Origin of the sequence: Streptomyces sp. NBC_01474 (assembly GCF_035918215.1) — a bacterium.
In the GTDB taxonomy this organism is placed as follows: domain Bacteria; phylum Actinomycetota; class Actinomycetes; order Streptomycetales; family Streptomycetaceae; genus Streptomyces; species Streptomyces aureus.
This window is the reverse complement of sequence record NZ_CP109449.1, coordinates 6,132,175-6,148,979: the sequence shown is the minus strand read 5'-3', so window position 1 is coordinate 6,148,979 and position 16,805 is coordinate 6,132,175. Positions and strand designations below refer to the sequence as shown.

At 70.1% G+C, this 16,805-nt stretch carries 16 protein-coding genes and 1 tRNA gene; 6 read left to right on the top strand and 11 right to left on the bottom strand.

From position 1 onward, the window contains the following. Positions 1–11 precede the first annotated feature (11 nt). Positions 12–1,016 (bottom strand): sigma-70 family RNA polymerase sigma factor, encoded by a 1,005-nt coding sequence (locus OG758_RS28265; protein ID WP_326712523.1) that lies wholly within the window; start codon positions 1,014–1,016, stop codon positions 12–14. A gap of 152 nt (positions 1,017–1,168) precedes the next feature. Here OG758_RS28265 and OG758_RS28260 point away from each other — a divergent pair, with 152 nt between their 5' ends. After that, on the top strand, positions 1,169–1,741 hold the full coding sequence (locus OG758_RS28260; RefSeq protein ID WP_382060638.1) for a GNAT family N-acetyltransferase: 573 nt from the start codon (positions 1,169–1,171) through the stop codon (positions 1,739–1,741). Positions 1,742–1,841: 100 nt separating this feature from the next. On the opposite strand, the gene OG758_RS28255 is transcribed toward OG758_RS28260, so the two are convergent. Continuing rightward, the gene (locus OG758_RS28255; RefSeq protein ID WP_326712521.1) at positions 1,842–2,612 is read right to left on the bottom strand and encodes a dioxygenase family protein; all 771 of its coding nucleotides are present in this window, start codon (positions 2,610–2,612) and stop codon (positions 1,842–1,844) included. Positions 2,613–2,714: 102 nt separating this feature from the next. Between OG758_RS28255 and OG758_RS28250 the strand changes: the two genes are divergently transcribed. After that, positions 2,715–3,227: a MarR family winged helix-turn-helix transcriptional regulator gene (locus OG758_RS28250; RefSeq protein WP_326712520.1), complete on the top strand. Its 513-nt coding sequence runs from the start codon at positions 2,715–2,717 to the stop codon at positions 3,225–3,227. Positions 3,228–3,248: 21 nt separating this feature from the next. Here the strand turns inward: OG758_RS28250 and OG758_RS28245 are convergent, their stop codons facing one another. Together OG758_RS28245 and OG758_RS28240 are read right to left on the bottom strand one after the other, a co-directional pair. Further along, entirely contained in the window at positions 3,249–4,733 is a 1,485-nt protein-coding gene (locus OG758_RS28245) for an MFS transporter (RefSeq protein WP_326712519.1), read from the bottom strand. Between the two features lie 154 nt (positions 4,734–4,887). After that, entirely contained in the window at positions 4,888–5,559 is a 672-nt protein-coding gene (locus tag OG758_RS28240; RefSeq protein WP_326716059.1) for a TetR/AcrR family transcriptional regulator, read from the bottom strand. Between the two features lie 262 nt (positions 5,560–5,821). Here OG758_RS28240 and OG758_RS28235 point away from each other — a divergent pair, with 262 nt between their 5' ends. Further along, the gene (locus OG758_RS28235; RefSeq protein WP_326716058.1) at positions 5,822–7,099 is read left to right on the top strand and encodes a M6 family metalloprotease domain-containing protein; all 1,278 of its coding nucleotides are present in this window, start codon (positions 5,822–5,824) and stop codon (positions 7,097–7,099) included. A gap of 6 nt (positions 7,100–7,105) precedes the next feature. On the opposite strand, the gene OG758_RS28230 is transcribed toward OG758_RS28235, so the two are convergent. After that, complete coding sequence (locus OG758_RS28230; RefSeq protein ID WP_326712518.1) at positions 7,106–8,827, bottom strand: class I adenylate-forming enzyme family protein; 1,722 nt, start codon at positions 8,825–8,827, stop codon at positions 7,106–7,108. Between the two features lie 226 nt (positions 8,828–9,053). Between OG758_RS28230 and OG758_RS28225 the strand changes: the two genes are divergently transcribed. Further along, positions 9,054–9,126, top strand: a tRNA-Arg gene (locus OG758_RS28225). Between the two features lie 90 nt (positions 9,127–9,216). Here the strand turns inward: OG758_RS28225 and OG758_RS28220 are convergent. From OG758_RS28220 to OG758_RS28205, 4 genes are all read right to left on the bottom strand, one after another. Beyond that, entirely contained in the window at positions 9,217–9,312 is a 96-nt protein-coding gene (locus tag OG758_RS28220) for an integrase (protein ID WP_326712517.1), read from the bottom strand. Between the two features lie 231 nt (positions 9,313–9,543). Continuing rightward, complete coding sequence (locus OG758_RS28215; RefSeq protein ID WP_326712516.1) at positions 9,544–9,810, bottom strand: hypothetical protein; 267 nt, start codon at positions 9,808–9,810, stop codon at positions 9,544–9,546. Positions 9,811–10,436: 626 nt separating this feature from the next. Further along, positions 10,437–10,772, bottom strand: a complete 336-nt coding sequence (locus OG758_RS28210) for a hypothetical protein (protein WP_326712515.1) — start codon at positions 10,770–10,772, stop codon at positions 10,437–10,439. Positions 10,773–11,760: 988 nt separating this feature from the next. Continuing rightward, positions 11,761–12,057 (bottom strand): hypothetical protein, encoded by a 297-nt coding sequence (locus OG758_RS28205; RefSeq protein ID WP_326712514.1) that lies wholly within the window; start codon positions 12,055–12,057, stop codon positions 11,761–11,763. Positions 12,058–12,225: 168 nt separating this feature from the next. Between OG758_RS28205 and OG758_RS28200 the strand changes: the two genes are divergently transcribed. Continuing rightward, the gene (locus OG758_RS28200) at positions 12,226–12,531 is read left to right on the top strand and encodes an AfsR/SARP family transcriptional regulator (protein WP_326712513.1); all 306 of its coding nucleotides are present in this window, start codon (positions 12,226–12,228) and stop codon (positions 12,529–12,531) included. Between the two features lie 89 nt (positions 12,532–12,620). Here the strand turns inward: OG758_RS28200 and OG758_RS28195 are convergent, their stop codons facing one another. Beyond that, positions 12,621–13,988, bottom strand: a complete 1,368-nt coding sequence (locus OG758_RS28195; protein ID WP_326716057.1) for an FAD-binding oxidoreductase — start codon at positions 13,986–13,988, stop codon at positions 12,621–12,623. A gap of 317 nt (positions 13,989–14,305) precedes the next feature. On the opposite strand from OG758_RS28195, the gene OG758_RS28190 reads away from it, so the two are divergent. Further along, entirely contained in the window at positions 14,306–15,427 is a 1,122-nt protein-coding gene (locus OG758_RS28190; RefSeq protein ID WP_326712512.1) for a sulfite oxidase, read from the top strand. A gap of 56 nt (positions 15,428–15,483) precedes the next feature. Here OG758_RS28190 and OG758_RS28185 read toward each other — a convergent pair whose 3' ends face one another. Continuing rightward, a complete protein-coding gene (locus tag OG758_RS28185) occupies positions 15,484–16,731 on the bottom strand; it encodes a globin domain-containing protein (RefSeq protein WP_326712511.1) in 1,248 nt (415 codons plus the stop codon). Between the last annotated feature and the right edge of the window lie 74 nt (positions 16,732–16,805).

Here is a 16,805-nt window from a genome sequence, read left to right as displayed (position 1 = left end):
CCCCCGGAACCTCACGCGGCGGCATCGAACCCGGTGTCCCGAGCCAGCTTCTTCAGCTCGAGAAGAGCGTGCTTCTCGATCTGCCGGATCCGCTCGCGGGTCAGCCCGTGCTCCTTGCCGACCTCCGTGAGCGTGCGCTCACGGCCGTCGTCGATCCCGTACCGCATCTTGATGATGGACGCCGTGCGCTGGTCGAGGCGTCCGATGAGGTCGTCCAGCTCCTCGCTGCGCAGCAGCGTGAGGACGGACTGCTCGGGCGACACGGCGGACGTGTCCTCCAGGAGGTCGCCGAACTGGGTCTCGCCCTCGTCGTCCACCGGCATGTTCAGCGAGACCGGGTCGCGGGCCCAGTCCAGGACGTCGACGACGCGCGCGGGCTTGGATTCGAGCTCGGCGGCGATCTCCTCGGGCTCGGGATCCCGCCCGTTCTTCCGGTTGAACTCGCGCTGCACGCGCCGGATGCGCCCCAGCTCCTCCACCAGGTGGACGGGGAGCCGGATCGTGCGCGACTGGTCGGCTATCGAGCGCGTGATGGCCTGCCGGATCCACCACGTCGCGTACGTGGAGAACTTGAAGCCCTTGCGGTAGTCGAACTTCTCGACCGCGCGCACCAGGCCCGCGTTCCCCTCCTGGATGAGGTCGAGGAGCGGGAGACCGCTCCTCGGGTATCGCCGCGCGACGGCCACGACCAGGCGCAGATTGGACTTGATGAAGACGTCCTTGGCCCGCTCACCCGCGGCGACGAGCGCTTCGAGTTCCTCGCGGGACGCCTTGCCCGCGGCTTCGCTCTCCGCCTCGCCGCCGAGGATCTGCCGGGCGTACACGCCCGCCTCGATGGTCTGGGAAAGTTCGACTTCCTTGGCAGCGTCCAGCAGCGGTGTACGCGCGATCTCGTCGAGGTACATGCCGACCAGGTCGCGGTCGGCGATCTCGCCGCCTACGGCGCGAACACTGCGTCCGCCGTCGGTCTCGCCGGAGACGGCGGACTTACGACGGGCGACGGCACGGGTTGCCATGCGTGCTCCCTTGCGATGGTGGGCGGGGGCCTGCGGTGGACAGGTCCTGTGGTCCTGTGGTGTGGCACACCCTCCCGGGTGCCCTGCATCCGATGGAAACAACGACTGGAATCCGGACAGAATTCCCAAGCTGACCATCGATTTTCGTGATCATGCAGTACCCTGTGCCACCACCGGCCGGATACGGGGAGGCCCACAGCGTGACGGAGTCCACAGAAGTGCTGGTCAGGCCGGGCGGCGAAGCGGATCTCGACGCTCTCACCGACCTCTACAACCACTATGTGCGTGAGACGCCGATCACCTTTGACACGGCCGTCTTCACCCCGCAGGAGCGCCGTCCTTGGCTGCTCTCCCACCTTGAAGACGGCCGGCACCTGCTGCTGGTTGCCCAGGAGCGCGATTCCGGCCGCATCCTCGGCTACGCGACCTCGGGCCCCTTCCGCGCGAAGGCGGCGTACGACACCTCGGTGGAGGTCAGCGTCTACTGCGCGCCCGACTCGGGCGGCCGCGGCATCGGCACCCTGCTCTACGACGCGCTCTTCAAGGCGCTCGCGGACCAGGACGTCCACCGCGCGTATGCGGGCATCACCCAGCCGAACGAGGCCTCGGCCCGCCTGCACGCCCGATTCGGCTTCACCCACGTCGGCACGTACCGCGAGGTCGGCCGCAAGTTCGACCGCTACTGGGACGTGACCTGGTACGAGAAGCCGCTGAACGGGGTCTGAGCGGCGCGGGTGAGTGCGCCTGTCGGCCCGGGTTCGGAGGAGCCCCCGAAGGGGCGCGGGGAACCGCGCGACCAGCCCCCGCAGCCCTTGACCCGGCCACTCACCGACCGAACTGCACCGACCGCTTCGCCAGCCCCATCCAGAACCCGTCGATCACGCTCCGCTGCGCGTCCAGCTCACCGGCCTGGTCCGCCGCCCCCATCGCCACGAACAGTGGCGCGAAGTGTTCGGTCCGAGGGTGCGCCAGCGCACCCGCCGGGGACTTGTGGGTGAAGTCGAGCAGACCGTCCACGTCGCCGCTCTCCAGGGCGCGGTGCCCCCAGTCGTCGAACTCCGCCGACCAGGCCGGGATCCCGCCCTGCCGCAGCGCGGCGAGGTTGTGCGTGAAGAAGCCCGAGCCGACGATCAGGACCCCTTCGTCACGCAGCGGCGCGAGCTTGCGTCCGATGTCCATCAGCTTCTGCGGGTCGAGCGTCGGCATGGAGATCTGCAGGACCGGGATGTCGGCCCCGGGGTACATCTCGACGAGCGGGACGTACGCGCCGTGGTCGAGGCCGCGGTCCGGGATGTCCTGGACGGGGGTGCCGGGCCCGCGCAGCAGCTTCCGTACGGAATCCGCCAGTTCGGGGGCGCCGGGGGCCTCGTACCGCACCTGGTAGTAGTGCTCGGGGAAGCCCCAGAAGTCGTACACGAGCGGCACGGTCTCGGTGGCGCCGAGGGCGAGCGGGGCCTCCTCCCAGTGCGCGGAGACCATCAGGATCGCCCTGGGGCGCGGCAGTTCGGCCGACCACGCGGCGAGCTGGCCGGTCCACAGGTCGTCGTCGGCGAGCGGCGGCGCGCCGTGGCTGAGATAGAGGGCGGGCATACGCATGGCGACACTCCTGGATGACGTGACCCTGGATTGCTTGAAGTCTCAAGCTATGCCAACAGGGTAGCTCCGGGTTGTTTAATCTTCAAGAAGGAGGTACGTACAGTGGAACCCATGACGACGGCACGCACCCAAGCCCCTCGCTGGCTCTCGGACGAGGAACAGCGCACCTGGCAGGCGTATCTCCATGCGACCACGCTGCTGGAGGACCACCTCGACCGCCAACTCCAGCGGGACGCGGGCATGCCGCACATCTACTACGGGCTGCTCGTCCAGCTCTCCGAGGCGCCGCGCCGGCGTCTGCGCATGACCGAGCTGGCCATGAACGCGAAGATCACCCGCTCCCGCCTCTCCCACGCCGTCGCGCGCCTGGAGAAGAACGGCTGGGTGCGCCGCGAGGACTGCCCCTCCGACAAGCGCGGCCAGCTGGCGTGCCTCACGGACGAGGGGTACGAGGTCCTGACGCGGACGGCGCCCGGTCATGTCAGCGCCGTCCGGCAGGCGCTCTTCGACCGCCTCTCCCCGGAACAGCAGAAGTCCCTCGGCGAGATCATGAGGATCGTCGCCGAGGGACTTCAGCCGAAGGAGGCGGGGGCGGATCTCCCCTGGCTCCGGTAGTGCCCTGCGTCTTCTACGGGGTCAGTGCGCGATCACCGGGATCTGCACCTCGTCCTGAGCGCCCTCCGTGGAGCCGGAGGCCTTCGGGGCGGCGCTGCCCGGGACACCCGTGTTGATGAGGGTGAGGGCGATCGTCGCCGCCGCGGCCAGGATGCCGACGGCCCACCAGATGGCGTGGGTGTAGCCGTTCACCATGGCCTGCGCCTGGAGGAGCTTGGGGTTGGTGGCGCCGGCCGCGTGCGCGGCGACGTAGGCGGTGGTCGCCGACGCGGCGATCGTGTTCAGCAGGGCCGTGCCGATCGCGCCGCCGACCTGCTGCGAGGTGTTGACCATCGCGGAGGCGACACCGGCGTCACGCGGCTCGACACCGTGCGTGGCCAGGGACATGGCGGGCATGAACGCCGTACCCATACCGAGGCCGAGCAGCAGCTGCGCCGGCAGGATCAGGAACGGGTACGAGGAGTCGATCTCCAGCTGCGTCAGGATCAGCATGCCGAGCGCGGCGAGCAGGAAGCCGGGACCCATGAGCAGCCGCGGGCGGACCCGGGTCATCAGCCGGGCGCCGATCTGCGTGGAGCCCGTGATCATGCCGACGATCATCGGCAGGAACGCGAAGCCGGTGGTCACCGGCGAGTATCCGCGTACGACCTGGAGGTAGTACGTCAGGAAGAGGAACAGGCCGAACATCGAGATGACGGCGAGACCGAGCGACATGTAGACGCCGCCGCGGTTGCGGTCGAGCAGGACGCGCAGCGGCAGCAGCGGCGAGCGGACCCTGGACTCGGTGAACACGAACGCGAGCAGCAGCACGGCGGAGGCCACGAACATGCCGACCGTCGTGGCGTCGGACCAGCCGTTGGACTCGGCGCGCGTGAAGCCGTACACGAGGGAGACCAGGCCGAGGGTCGACAGGACGACGCCCGGGATGTCGAGCGACGAGCGGTTGCGGGAGCCGGCCGGCTCACGGATGACGAAGTAGGCGCCCGCGGCCGCGACGATCGCGAACGGGATGTTCACGAAGAACGTCCAGCGCCAGTCCAGGTACTCGGTGAGGAAGCCGCCGAGGATCAGGCCGACGGCGCCGCCGCCACCGGCGATCGCACCGTAGATGCCGAACGCCTTGGCGCGCTCCTTGGCGTCGGTGAACATCACCGCGAGCAGGGAGAGCGCGGCGGGCGCGAGCAGCGCGCCGAACACGCCCTGGAGGGCGCGGGCGCCGAGCATCATCGCCTCGCCCTGGGCCGCGCCGCCGAGCGCGGACGCGAAGGCGAAGCCGAGCAGGCCGGTGACGAAGGTCCGCTTACGGCCCCACATGTCGGCGATCCGGCCGCCGAACAGGAGCAGTCCGCCGAAGGCGAGCGCGTAGGCCGTGATGACCCACTGCTTGTTTCCGTCGGAGATGCCGAGGTCCTGCTGGGCCCACGGCAGCGCGATGTTCACGATGGTCGCGTCGAGCACGACCATCAACTGGGCGAGCGCGATGAAGACGAGCGCCTTCCAGCGCATGGGGTCTGCCTTGGGCAGATCTATTTTTGGCAAGGGGGTAGCCACGACGGCACTCCAAGTCTCAAATAAGCGTGAAATATCGGGTGTTACGGAAGCTGCTGAGGATGCTTGTGGGCTCCGCCGACGAGCCGGCGACGGCGGGGCGCGGGATGGATCAGGCCTGCCGGAGGTCCTCCAGAGTCGCGGGCGCTCCCGGAAGCTCCGAGCGGGCCGGTGCCATCAGGCCGTCGAGGAACAGCTGCAGATGACGGTGGACGAAGCGGTCGATGTCCAGGCAGGCGATGCCGGGCAGCGGCCGGGTGAGCTGGGAGAGGGCGACCATCAGATCCCCGACGGCGATGTCGGTGCGCAGCTGACCGGCCGCGCGGGCCCGCTCCATGAGGCCCTCGGTGCCGGCCTCGAGCCGGTCGCGGGCGGCCAGCAGATCGGGATGGTCCTTGTCGAAGCCGGCCGTGAGCATCGGGCACAGGGCGCCGATCCGCTCGTCGGCGGCCGCGTGCACGAACGTGCGCAGGGCGCCGAAGGACGCGTCCGGATCGGCGTCCGCGACGGCGAGCGCCCGTTCGGCGTGTTCGGTGACGCTGTCCATGACGGAGAGGACGACGTGCCGGAGCAGGTCGGCCCGGTCCGCGAAGTGCCGGTAGACCGTGGCGTTGCCGACGCCCGCGCGGCGGGCGATCTCGTCGATCGGCACCTCGGCCCCGAACTCGACGACCATCTCGCGGGCGGCGGCGACGATCCGCTCCCGGTTGCGCAGGGCGTCGGCACGCGGCTTGGGCACGCGCTTTCCCGTCGCGGGTGCGGTGGTGGCTGCGGCGCTCACGATTCTGGCTCCTTCCGGCGGACGTTGCGGTCATTCTCCGTTGCCTGCAAGTTCCGGGGAGTCGCTCCCCGTTTCGTGCGGACGTAGGGCTAAACGGGGAAGGTGTCCCCGGTTATTTCCCGCCATTCGTGTGACCTGAGTCACGCCTTCGAAAAACCCCACGATCGGCGCACCCAGCGAGCGACCCGGCACACCCCGTCACAGGGTGATCGAAGGACGCAGCCCGCTCCCGGAGCTGCCGGGGACCGAGGGCGAGGCGATCTCATTGCGGCACCGCATACGCAGGGCCCGGCGCAGCGCGGGGCTCGCGGGGCTCGCCGCCGTGGCCCTCGCCGTCACCACCTCTGCGAGTACGGGCCGCTTCATGGAACAGTCCCCGTCCACGTCCAGCTCGGGCTCCACGTCCCTGTCCCGGCCGGCCGCGCTGAACCCCTGCATGATCCAGGGCCCAGTGGCCGTACAGATGTCGGAGAGCATGCCCACACAGGCGGGTTACGCCCGCTCCACGGGCACCGTCCACGCTCTGAACCTCATGGTCGACTTCCCCGACGCCCGCGGCCAGGGCACCGCGCTCGACCGCCTCGGCGAGTTCTTCCCGCAGACCCAGGACTGGTTCCGCACCGCGTCGTACGGGAAGCTCGACTACCGCCCGGAGGCGCCGATCCGGCACTGGCTGCACATGCCGAAGACGTTCGCCGCGTACGGGATAGAACGGGGGGCGCCCTTCGACCCCGGCTACCGCGACCTCATCGACGACATCGTGGCCAAGGCCGACCCGGACGTGGACTTCCGCGACTACGACCTGGTCAACATCCTGGTCACCCCGAACGCCGGCCCCTCGGCCCTGGACACGGTGCTGTCCGTGACGTTCGCCGGCAACCACGATGCGCCGATCGCCGACGGCGTCCCGATCGCCAACGCGTCGTTCGTCTACAGCCGCCAGGACGACGGCTCCGGTTCGTACGCCGAGACCGGCTACCGCGTACTCCCCCACGAGAACGGCCACACCTTCGGCCTGCCCGACCTCTACACCCAGGACGGCGGCGGCGCCGTCGGCCACTGGGACATCATGAGCGAGGACTGGGGGGCCGACAACGACCTCCTCGGCTGGCACAAGTGGAAGCTCGGCTGGCTCGGGGACGACCAGATCAGCTGCGCGTCGGCGCACGGCACGAGCGAGCACGTACTCTCCCCGCTCGGCCGCCGGGGTGGCCTGAAGCTCACCTTCGTACCGCTCACCGCCAAGACCGGGTACGCGATCGAGGTCCGCACGCGCGCGGGCAACGACGAGGCCGTGTGCCGGCCCGGCGTCCTCATCTACCGGGTCGACGCCGGAGTCGACACCGGCGACGGCCCGATCACCGTCGAGGACGCCACCAAGGACAGCGGCGGCTGCACCCGCAGCCCGAACGTCCACGCGGAACTCTCCGACGCCGCCTTCACCCCCGGCGAGACCTTCAAGGACCCCAGGACCGGGGTGAAGATCAAGATCGCGGGGACGGATCCGAAGGGGGACTACCGGGTGCTGGTCACGCGGAAGTGACCTGGCCTAGGCGGGGGCAGCCGGGGTACCCGGCGCCGGGCGGACGGCCTCCCCCACCGGCCCGCGCAGTTCCCGCTTCAGGAGCTTGCCCGTGGCGTTGCGCGGGAGCGGGGCGTCCCGCAGGAGCACGTGCGCCGGGACCTTGAACGCCGCGAGCGACTTAGCGACGTGCGCCCTGACCGCGTCGGCGTCCAGCTCCGACCCGGGCCGCACCTGCACGACCGCGGCGACCTCCTCGCCGAGCACGGGGTGCGGCACGCCGAGCACCGCCGCGTCGAGGACGTCCGGATGGTCGTGCAGGACGGCCTCCACCTCCACGCAGTACACGTTCTCGCCACCCCGGATCACCATGTCCTTGATCCGGTCGACCACGCTGACCCGCCCGTCCCGCAGCGTCGCCAGATCCCCGGTTCTGAACCAGCCGTCCGGCGCGAACGCCGCGGCCGTCGCCGCCTCGTCGCGCCAGTACCCACGGATCACCGACTGCCCGCGCAGCCACAGCTCCCCCACCTCGCCGTCGGCGACAGCCTCGCCGCCGGGCCCGGCGACCCGCACCTCCACGGCGGGCGCGGGCCTGCCCACGCTCTCCGGGTGGGCCCGGTACTCCGCACCGAAGTTGGCGGTGACCCCGCCGAGCGTCTCGGTGAGCCCGTATCCGTTACGGGGCTCCACGCGCTCCCCGAACCGCTCGGTGAGCCGGGCCACCAGGTCGGGCCGCGCGGCCGCGCCCCCGGTGTTGAACATGGCGAGCGTCGGCATCTCGTCGCCCGCGGCCTCGGCGGCTTCCAGGAGTTGCAGCGCGGTCGCGGGCACACCGCCGTAGTTGGTGATCCCGTGCTCCCGGATCGCCTGGAGCGCCTTGACCGCGTCCCACTTGCGCAGCAGGACGAGCGTGCCGCCCGCCGCCATCGCCGCGTAGAACCCGGTGAACGCGGCGACATGGAAGAAGGGGAAGGTGAGCAGCGCGACGGGCGCGGGCCCCTGCCCGGGAATCTGCCCGCGCCGCAGAGCCGAAAGCGCCGCGAAATAACGGGGGTTGGCGATGGCACCGACATGTGCGCGGTGCGTGGCGACGGCCCCCTTGGGCCGCCCGGTCGTCCCGGAGGTGTAGATGATGGTGGCGTCGTCGTCGGGTGTTACGTCGATGTCGGGCGGCCCGAGCGCGGGATCGGCGGCGGGCAGGTCCTCGTACCGCTCGACGCGGTCGCCGGGGAGGTCGCCGTCGTGATGGAAGACAAGGGTCCAAGGCCGACCCACCCCCTCCCTCTCCTCCAGCCACGGCTGGACGCGCTCCAGCCGCTCGCCGTCGACGAGGAGCACGCCTGGCTCGCAGTCGTCGAGGGCGTACGTGAACTCGCCGGCGGTCCACCAGGCGTTCAGCGGAACGGCGACCAGGCCCGCCAGCTGGGCGGCCCAGAAGGCGATCTGCCACTCGGGGTGGTTGCGCATGGCGACCACGGCGCGGTCGCCGGGCCGCAGTCCGTACACGTCCACGAACCGGCGGGCGAGAGCGGACGCCTCGGCGAAGAACTCCCCGTAGGTGAGCCGCCCGCTCCCGGCGATCAGGAAGGGCGTGTCCCCGTAGGCCCAGGTCGTCTCGACGAACTCACGCAGGGTCCGCGGCCCGTCGGCGTACTCGAGCCCACCGCTCTCGCTGCGTACGACGGCGAAGGGTGCACCGGGTGAGGTGAGCAGGTCGACAGCGGGGTCGGCGGGTTGCGGCTCCATGGACAAGGCCCCTTCCAACTGGCCGGACACGATCTACAGGCGTTCACGATCCGCAGGCGTTACGGACGCTACGTCGCCGGTGACGCGTGCCACAGGGGGATCCGGAGATTTCCGCGAGTCCTCCTGCGTCGGCCACCTCGACGCGCCCCGGAACCGTCCTCGGCCCGGACCGCGAAACACGAGCGAGCCCCGACGATCGCATCCGCTACCCTGTCAGTGGTCGCACGCCTTCGTAGCTCAGGGGATAGAGCACCGCTCTCCTAAAGCGGGTGTCGCAGGTTCGAATCCTGCCGGGGGCACCGACAGAAGGGCCAGTTCGGAGGCTTGATCCTCTCGAACTGGCCCTTCGTCATGATCGCGGCCGTGCCACACACGTGCCCCAAGGTCCGCTACGAGTCCGCGTCACCTCGCGCCTTGCGGATCATCGATCCGAGCCGGTCGGCGATCTCCCGGTCACGACCGCTGACCATGTGCTGATAGATCATCCTCCGGGCGGGCCCACGGAGCACGAGGTCAGAACACGTCGTGGCTGGGGCGGTCGGACCAAGCCCGCCCCCCCCGGCCCCTCTCGGCCTGACGTGATCAAAAATGCGGGGCCGAACCATGCCGAAGCCCTGGGAGCCCACCCGACACAACAGCCGGATCGCTCACCTGCCTGCCAACGCCCCGACAAGCCAAGCGGTCCGGCGGGCGAACCGCCGGACCGCTATGGAAGATCAAGACTTGAAGGTGACGATGTAGACGGGGCTGTTAGAGCTGCCCTCGTTGTGCACTACCGGACAGGACGTCTTCTGCTCGCTGTGCTTGGTCTTGACCTGAATTCCGCAGAAGGGCGAATCGTCCCAGTTGAGCGTGTTGATGTTGCTGAGTACGGGGATGTTGTCCCCCCCGTTACCGGTGTCAGCGCTGGCCGCGCCGATGCCGGCGAAGAGGATTCCGCAGGTGGCCACGGCCACCGCTGCAAGCTTCTGGACGTTCCTCATATGTTCTCCTCCGCTGCTCTGCCCCAGATCGGGCAGACACCTGAAGAACAGTGCGCAAAAAGGATCGGAGCGTAACGTCATTCACGCTTTGATCACTCCTACAGCCGTACAAATCACGAAGCTGCTGGACGAACCGAGCGGGCAAGAGGCGTCGTTGCCCGTCGCGCCTGGCGTGACGCTGCTCAAGGCGGTGAGGTGTGCACCTGTCTGCTCGTGATCGATTCTCCGGGCTGTACGTGGATTGCCTGCAGATTGACGACGAATCAGAGCGAGTGCGCGGATACCTCACGTTCCACTCATGCGGTTGTGGCGGTCCCGGCTACCAGCCGCGGTCGACTGCAGAAATCCGGGAGCGACGCCGGGCGGCGAAACGGCTCGGGCTGCCGGAACAGACGACACTCAAGCGCTACCGGCCCCTGGGTGGGCCCAGCTCGGTGAGGTCGTACTCGCGGCAGGTTTCGCACGTCAGAGCCGCAGTCGCCTCACCTCGCTCCTCGCTCCTCGCTCCTCGCTCCTAAAGCGGGGTGTCGCAGGTTCGGATCCTGCCGGGGGCACCAGCCAAAAGGCCACCTACCGATCTTGGTAGGTGGCCTTTGACATCCAGGTCTGACATCAACGCGGGTGGCTCAGTATCCGCCGTATCCGCCGTATCCGCCGTATCCACCGGGTACGCCCACCACGACGATGGCTACGCCACCGTAACCGTTGGCGTAGCCGTAGCCGTTGTCGTAGCCGTACCCGTTGGCGTAGCCGTAGCCGTACCCGTTGTCGTAGCCATAGCCGTAGCCGTTGTCGTAGCAGTCATCCCACCAGCCGCACCGGTCGTAGGAGTGGCTGGCCGCGGAGGCCGTGTGGGCAGGGGCGGCCGCAGCCACCCCTGCGGCACCAACAGCGGCGCCACCAGCCAGCATCACACCGGCGGCGGCTACAGCGAGGGGACGCTTGATATGAGGTGCGCGCATGAGTCTCTACCTTTCCTTCCGCCACCGAGAATCGAAGGCGGGTGGCCACAGCGCATGCAAGCCATACGGTGCGGTTCGCAGAGGTCACAGTCCTGAGTGGGAGCACGTCCCGCCGCTCATTGGTTCCGGTCTTTCCGGAATTCCGCCCGGGCGTGCCCCCGGTTGCGACTCTCACAGACTTCACGTTAGTAGCACATACCCTCTCCAGCATCTTGAGTGGAAGTCTGCTCAATTCCGCAGGTCAGCGGTCGGCGGTCAGGCCCGAGCCATGACGTCCCCCCTGACGCCGTCCCTCTTCGACGGTGACGCCCCAGAGCCCACACCACCCGCATGGAGTATGGGCAGAGAAGCGTCGGAGGCGACTTCCTTCTCTCAGAAACGCGCACGACGTCGCACCACCTCCGCACCATCTGCGGCGGAGAACCACGGTCACCAGCGGTCAACCCCACCGAGGCGCGAAGCGGCATTGACGCTGGGCGCGGATGGCGCTGCTGGGTCACTCGTGGGGCGCTCAACTGGCATTGCAGTACGCGCTGGAGCCTCCCGACCGCGTGAGCGAGCCGGCCTACGTGTCCGGCACCGGGATCGATCAGGACTCGACCCGGCACGCGGCGTACATGCAGAACCTGCGCGCCGATTGCGGGGCCCACCTGGGTCGCTGGGAAGACTTGCCCAGGTGGCCGGCTCTTGCCAATCCGTACGTAGGTCGCCTGGGCGCTGCGCGCTGCCGGCCCGTGAAACGGCCCATGGCCGAGCAGGCGAGCCCCCATCTGAGAGGCGATTGGCAGTAGTTGGCCATCGGCTGTGCGGGCCCCCGCCGTCGCCGCGTCTTGGTCAGCTCGTCTTTCAACGCCGGCTCGGGTTCGTCGAGAAGGGGCGGCTGCGCGATCGAGTGCTCCACGGCAGTCGCCGTCACGATCTCGTTCTGCTGGGGATGCCGGGGCAGGAGTTCACCCCCGGTCATCGGACGTGAGGCGGTTCCCCTGCTTCACGCGGTCAGGACGTCCTCGTAGCGGGCGTGGGCGACCACCGCGCGTACCGCTTCGTCGACGCTCTCCAGGCCCGAGGAGATCTCGTCCGTGGTGAAGATCCGGCCGGGGCGGACCCGTGCGTAGGCGCTCCAGGTTCCCGTGCGGGACGAGATGACGTAGCCGACCGGGTAGCCGCCGGGAAGGCCGTCGTCCACGCAGACGTACACCACCTCGGCGGCGTCGCTCCGTTCCACGCTGAGGAAGAGTCCGCGTCCTTTCAGCATGCGCTCCACAGGGCTGCTCGCTGCTTGCATGTTCCGCTCCTTCCGCAGGGGCGGCGGCCGTTCCCCGGCTACGGCCGCCGCCGGTCCAGCGCACCCCGACCGCCGGTGAACTCCCGGAGATCGATGGGCACTTGCAAACCATCGCGGCACACGCTGCAATGCCGATGAAATTCTGATGATGCGCGGATCGGGCGCTCGGTGAGCGTGGAGCGGAGGCTGCGGGTCGGCGACGGCTCTCGTCGGGCGGTTCGGCTCACCGTGCTCGGGCCGGTGCGTGCCTGGCGCGGCGGTACGCCGCTGCCGCTCGGCCCCGTCCGGCGGCAGGCGGTCCTGGCGGCGCCGGCTCTGCGGCCCGAATTCCTCGTCAGCCACGAGCAGTTGCCCGACGGTGTCCGGGGCGCCGGTCCCCCGAACTCCGGTCGCAAGGTACTGCCCAGCTACGTCTGCGCGCTACGCCAGGCCCTCGACGCCGAGAGCGCCGGCCCGGCCCCGCGCAGCCCCTGATCCGCGGGGAGCACGGCCACCGGGCGCAATGCACCGACGGCCCCGGGCGACGGTGACCCGTCCGGTCATCGAGCCGCGATCCCAAGTTCCTACGCGGCCTTCCCCACCGCCGGCTCGATGTTCTGGTTGGCGTGGAACAGGTTGTTCGGGTCGTACTTGCGCTTGACCTCCGCCAGGCGGTCGTAGTTGTGGCGGTACGTCGCCTGGACGCGGTCCTGGTGCTCGTCCTCGCCGATGTAGTTCACGTAGGCGCCGCCCATCGAGTACGGGTGCAGGTCGTGCCAGTACGCCCTCGCCCACTGCTTGACCACATCCGCGTTCGCCGGGTCCGGGTCGATCCCCGCGATGACGCCCGACCAGACCGCTTCCCGGTAGCCCCAGGCCGTCGCGTCCTCGGAGACCCGGGCCGCGGCCGCGTTCACCGGGTAGAGGTGCATCGTCGACAGCGCGGTGGGGAGGTTCTCGGCGAACTTGACGTGTACGTCGATCGCCTCGTCCGTGATGCGGTCGAAGAAGTCGCCGCGCCAGTACCACTGCAGGCCCTTGGGGAGCATCTCGTCGAACATGGTCTGCAGCGCCGGGTACGGCATCGGTGCCGTGAACCGGAAGGCGGGCGGGCCCGCTTCCTCCACCGCCGCGATCGCCTCGTCCGTGCGGGCCAGGTCTCCCGTCCAGCACCACACCACCCCGCACATCTTCTTGCCGTGGATCTCCTCGGGGAAGGGCGGTCCCGGCGGCACGGCCAGCACGGCGAAGAAGCCGTTCAGGTCCTCGGGTGCCTGCGGCAGGAACTCCCGGTACCACTCCAGGACTTCACGTGTCTTCTCGACCGGCCACAGTGTCAGCGCGACGCCCACCGTGTGCACCGGATGCAGCTGGAACTTGAACGCGGTGACGATGCCGAAGTTGCCGCCGCCACCCCTCACCGCCCAGAACAGGTCGGAGTGTTCGGTCTCGTTCGCCGTGACGAAGCTGCCGTCCGCGAGGACCATGTCCACGCCGAGGAGGCTGTCGATCGTCAGGCCGTACTTGCGCGTCAGGTGGCCGTGGCCGCCACCGAGGGTCAGGCCGCCGATGCCGGTCGTCGACATGATTCCGGCGGGTATCCCCAGGCCGAACGCGTGCGCCGCGTGGTCCAGGTCGCGCAGTTGGCTGCCGCCGCCCACCCACGCCGTCTTCTGCGCGGGGTCCACGCGCACCCAGCGCATCGGTGACAGATCGATCGTGATCGCGTCGTCGACGAGGCACAGGCCGCCGCCGCTGTGGCCGCCGCCGCGGACGGCGAGTTCCAGTCCGTGGTCGCGGATGAAGTCGACCGCCGTCATGACGTCCGCCGCGTCCGAGCAGCGCACCATCGCGGTCGGCTGCCGGTCGATCATCCCGTTGTAGATCTTGCGCGCCTCGTCGTACTCCGGGTCGCCCTGCGCAATGACCGGGCCACGCAGCTCGGTTCGCATCAGGCCGACGACGTCCGTGGCAGTCGGGTCCGTGGCGGTGGAGTCCGGGGCAGGGGTGCCGGTATCGGTACCGGTGTCGGTCTCGTTCATGGCGCTCTCCTCGACGGGACGCATCGCTGGGCGGACCGCTGTCCCCCCGTCCCGTCTCCCCGCCTCTCGGCGGGCGTCGGTGAGCGGTTCGTGCGCCGGCGCGCGGGCACCCCCGTCAGCCACGGACACACCTCATCGAGCGCCGGCTGACACTTCAAGGATCCGCCCGCCCGGCAGGCCCCGCAATCGCGGAGCACCATGAAGACATGGACGGAGCGGACCAACTCATGAACGGACCTGACGGTCTCGGTGGCGTCAGTCGTCCCGGCCGGCTCGCCGCCCCCGGCGAAGGCATCACGCCCGATGAGCTCGCGCTCGCCGCACGTAATCACGGCCTCCCCCTCGAAGCCCTCCGCTACGACGTCACCCCGCCCGGCCTGCACTACGTCCTCGTCCACTACGACATCCCGGACGCGAGCGCCGACGACTGGCGGCTCGCGGTCGACGGCCTGGTCAGGACGCCGCTGACCCTCGACCTGGCGGCCCTGAGGTCCCTGCCCGCCGTCACCCGCCGCGTCACTCTGGAGTGCGCGGGCAACGGGCGCGCCCTGCTCACGCCCCGGCCGGTCAGCCAGCCCTGGCTGGTCGAGGCGGTCGGCACCGCGGACTGGACCGGCGTGCCGCTGCGCGTCCTCCTCGACGAGGCCGGGGTGGACGACGGCGCCGTCGAGGCCGTCTTCACCGGCGCCGACCACGGGGTCGAGCGCGGCGTCGAGCAGGACTACCGGCGCAGCCTGCCCGTCGCGGTGGCCGCGGGTGACGTCCTCGTCGCGTACGCGATGAACGGCGCTCCGCTGCCCCCGCAGCACGGCTACCCGCTGCGGCTCGTCGTCCCCGGCTGGTACGGCATGGCGCATGTGAAGTGGCTGCGCGGGATCACCCTCGTCGACGCCCCCTTCGACGGGTTCCAGCAGGCCGTCGCGTACCGCTTCCGCTGGAATGCCGACGATCCCGGCGAGCCCGTCACCCGGATCCTGCCGCGCGCCCTGATGATCCCGCCCGGGTTCCCCGACTTCATGTCGCGGGCCCGCGTCGTCCGCCCGGGGCCGGTACTCCTCGAAGGCCGGGCCTGGTCCGGGTACGGACCCGTGACCAGGGTCGACGTGACCACGGACGACGGCGCCACGTGGAGCGACGCCACGCTGGACCCGGCGGACGACGACCCGTCGGACGGGCACGCGGCGGCCTGGCGCCACTGGCACGCCACGTGGACCGCCGCGCCCGGCAGCCACGTCCTCGGCGCCCGCGCCACCGACGCCACCGGCCGCACCCAGCCGCTCACCCAGCCGTGGAACCGCGGCGGCTTCGCCAACAACCTCGTCCAGCGCATCCCTGTCCACTGCCTCTGACGGCCGGTCCGGTCACGCCGGTACCGTCACCGCCGAGGCCGTCACCGCCGGTACCGTCACGGACGGGGCCGGATCCAAGGAACCTGGCGCTTCACCAGGAACCACTCCGCCGCCGTCTCCGGGCGCTCGCCCGAGTCGTGGCGGGCCAACGGGTCGTGGTGGACGCGGTCGGGCGGTACGCGGTGCAGCATGGCCAGTTGGGTCTCCACCGTGTCGACCATGGCCGGGGGGCCGCTGACGTACACGTGCGGCCACTCGGCGGGCGCGTGGCGCAGGCTCTGCGCGGTGGCGTAACGCGTCAGTTCCCGCAGGAGCGTCGCGTCCGCGTCGGGCCGGTCACGCGCGGGCAGGGCGCCGGCCAGGCGCAGCCACGGGTGCGCGCCGCCGAGGAGTTCCAGGACGCCGCGGTCGTACACGTCGTCTTCCGTGCGGGCGCCGATGAGCACCGTGGCGGTCGCGGAGCCGCGGCGGACGGCGAACTCCTCGATCAGCGCCTTGATCTGCGCCCAGCCCGTCCCCCCGGCGACGAAGAGCAGCTCCCCCTGCGGGGCTTTCGGGAGCGTCGTCGTGCCCAGTGGCGGGCCGAGGCGGACGGTGCCTCCCGGGGCGACCTCGTCGACCAGGGCGCCGCTCAGGAGGCCGCCCTCGACGCGGCGTATGTGGAAGTCGAGGGTGCCGTCGGCGCGCGGGGCGTTCGCGATCGAGTAGGGGCGCCAGACCTGCGGCACCTCGGGGGCCGTCAGCGTCGCGTACTGGCCCGGTACGAAGGGGTACGGCCGGTCCGGGCGCACGGTGAGGACGGCGATGTCCTCGGCGCGGCGCTCGTGGCGGAGCACCTCCGCGTTCCACCAGGCCGGTTCCGACTCCGGCACGGACTCCGCTCCGGCGATCATGATCTTGGAGATGAGTTCGTACGCCGCGCGCCAGGCGGCCTCCGTCCTGGGCGTCCACGCGCTGCCCGAGAAGAACTTCAGGGTCGCTATCAGGCTGCGCCCGACGGCCGGGTAGTGCTCGGTGCGGGCCCCGAACTTGCGGTGGTCGAAGCCGAGCGTGCGCAGGTGGCCGACGAGGGCGTCGGTGTCCTCCAGGTTCAGGATCGCCGTGGTCAGCGCGGCGAAGAGGCGGTCGCGCTGTTCCTCCATGCGCTCCGGGAACATGGCCCGTAGACCCGGGTTGTGTTTGAACAGATGGGCGTAGAAGTACTTGGTCAGCGCGTCGGCCCGGCGTTCCACAACCGCGAGACTGGAGCGGATCAGGGCCGGGTTCAGGGCGGCGTACGGTCTGGTGCCGGTACTCGTCGTCACTGGCCGGGGCCTCCATTCCACGATCAGGCCGGAGGCCTACGCACGGGCGCCATCCGGACGCCGCGCCCCTATCC

Coding starts and splice junctions, on each gene's coding strand:
- OG758_RS28265 (WP_326712523.1), bottom strand. CDS start 1,016: ATGGCAACCCGTGCCGTCGCCCGTCGTAAGTCCGCCGTCTCCGGCGAG.
- OG758_RS28260 (WP_382060638.1), top strand. CDS start 1,169: ATGCAGTACCCTGTGCCACCACCGGCCGGATACGGGGAGGCCCACAGC.
- OG758_RS28255 (WP_326712521.1), bottom strand. CDS start 2,612: ATGCGTATGCCCGCCCTCTATCTCAGCCACGGCGCGCCGCCGCTCGCC.
- OG758_RS28245 (WP_326712519.1), bottom strand. CDS start 4,733: ATGCGCTGGAAGGCGCTCGTCTTCATCGCGCTCGCCCAGTTGATGGTC.
- OG758_RS28230 (WP_326712518.1), bottom strand. CDS start 8,827: ATGGAGCCGCAACCCGCCGACCCCGCTGTCGACCTGCTCACCTCACCC.
- OG758_RS28220 (WP_326712517.1), bottom strand. CDS start 9,312: ATGATCTATCAGCACATGGTCAGCGGTCGTGACCGGGAGATCGCCGAC.
- OG758_RS28215 (WP_326712516.1), bottom strand. CDS start 9,810: ATGAGGAACGTCCAGAAGCTTGCAGCGGTGGCCGTGGCCACCTGCGGA.
- OG758_RS28210 (WP_326712515.1), bottom strand. CDS start 10,772: ATGCGCGCACCTCATATCAAGCGTCCCCTCGCTGTAGCCGCCGCCGGT.
- OG758_RS28205 (WP_326712514.1), bottom strand. CDS start 12,057: ATGCAAGCAGCGAGCAGCCCTGTGGAGCGCATGCTGAAAGGACGCGGA.
- OG758_RS28195 (WP_326716057.1), bottom strand. CDS start 13,988: ATGCGAACCGAGCTGCGTGGCCCGGTCATTGCGCAGGGCGACCCGGAG.
- OG758_RS28190 (WP_326712512.1), top strand. CDS start 14,306: ATGAACGGACCTGACGGTCTCGGTGGCGTCAGTCGTCCCGGCCGGCTC.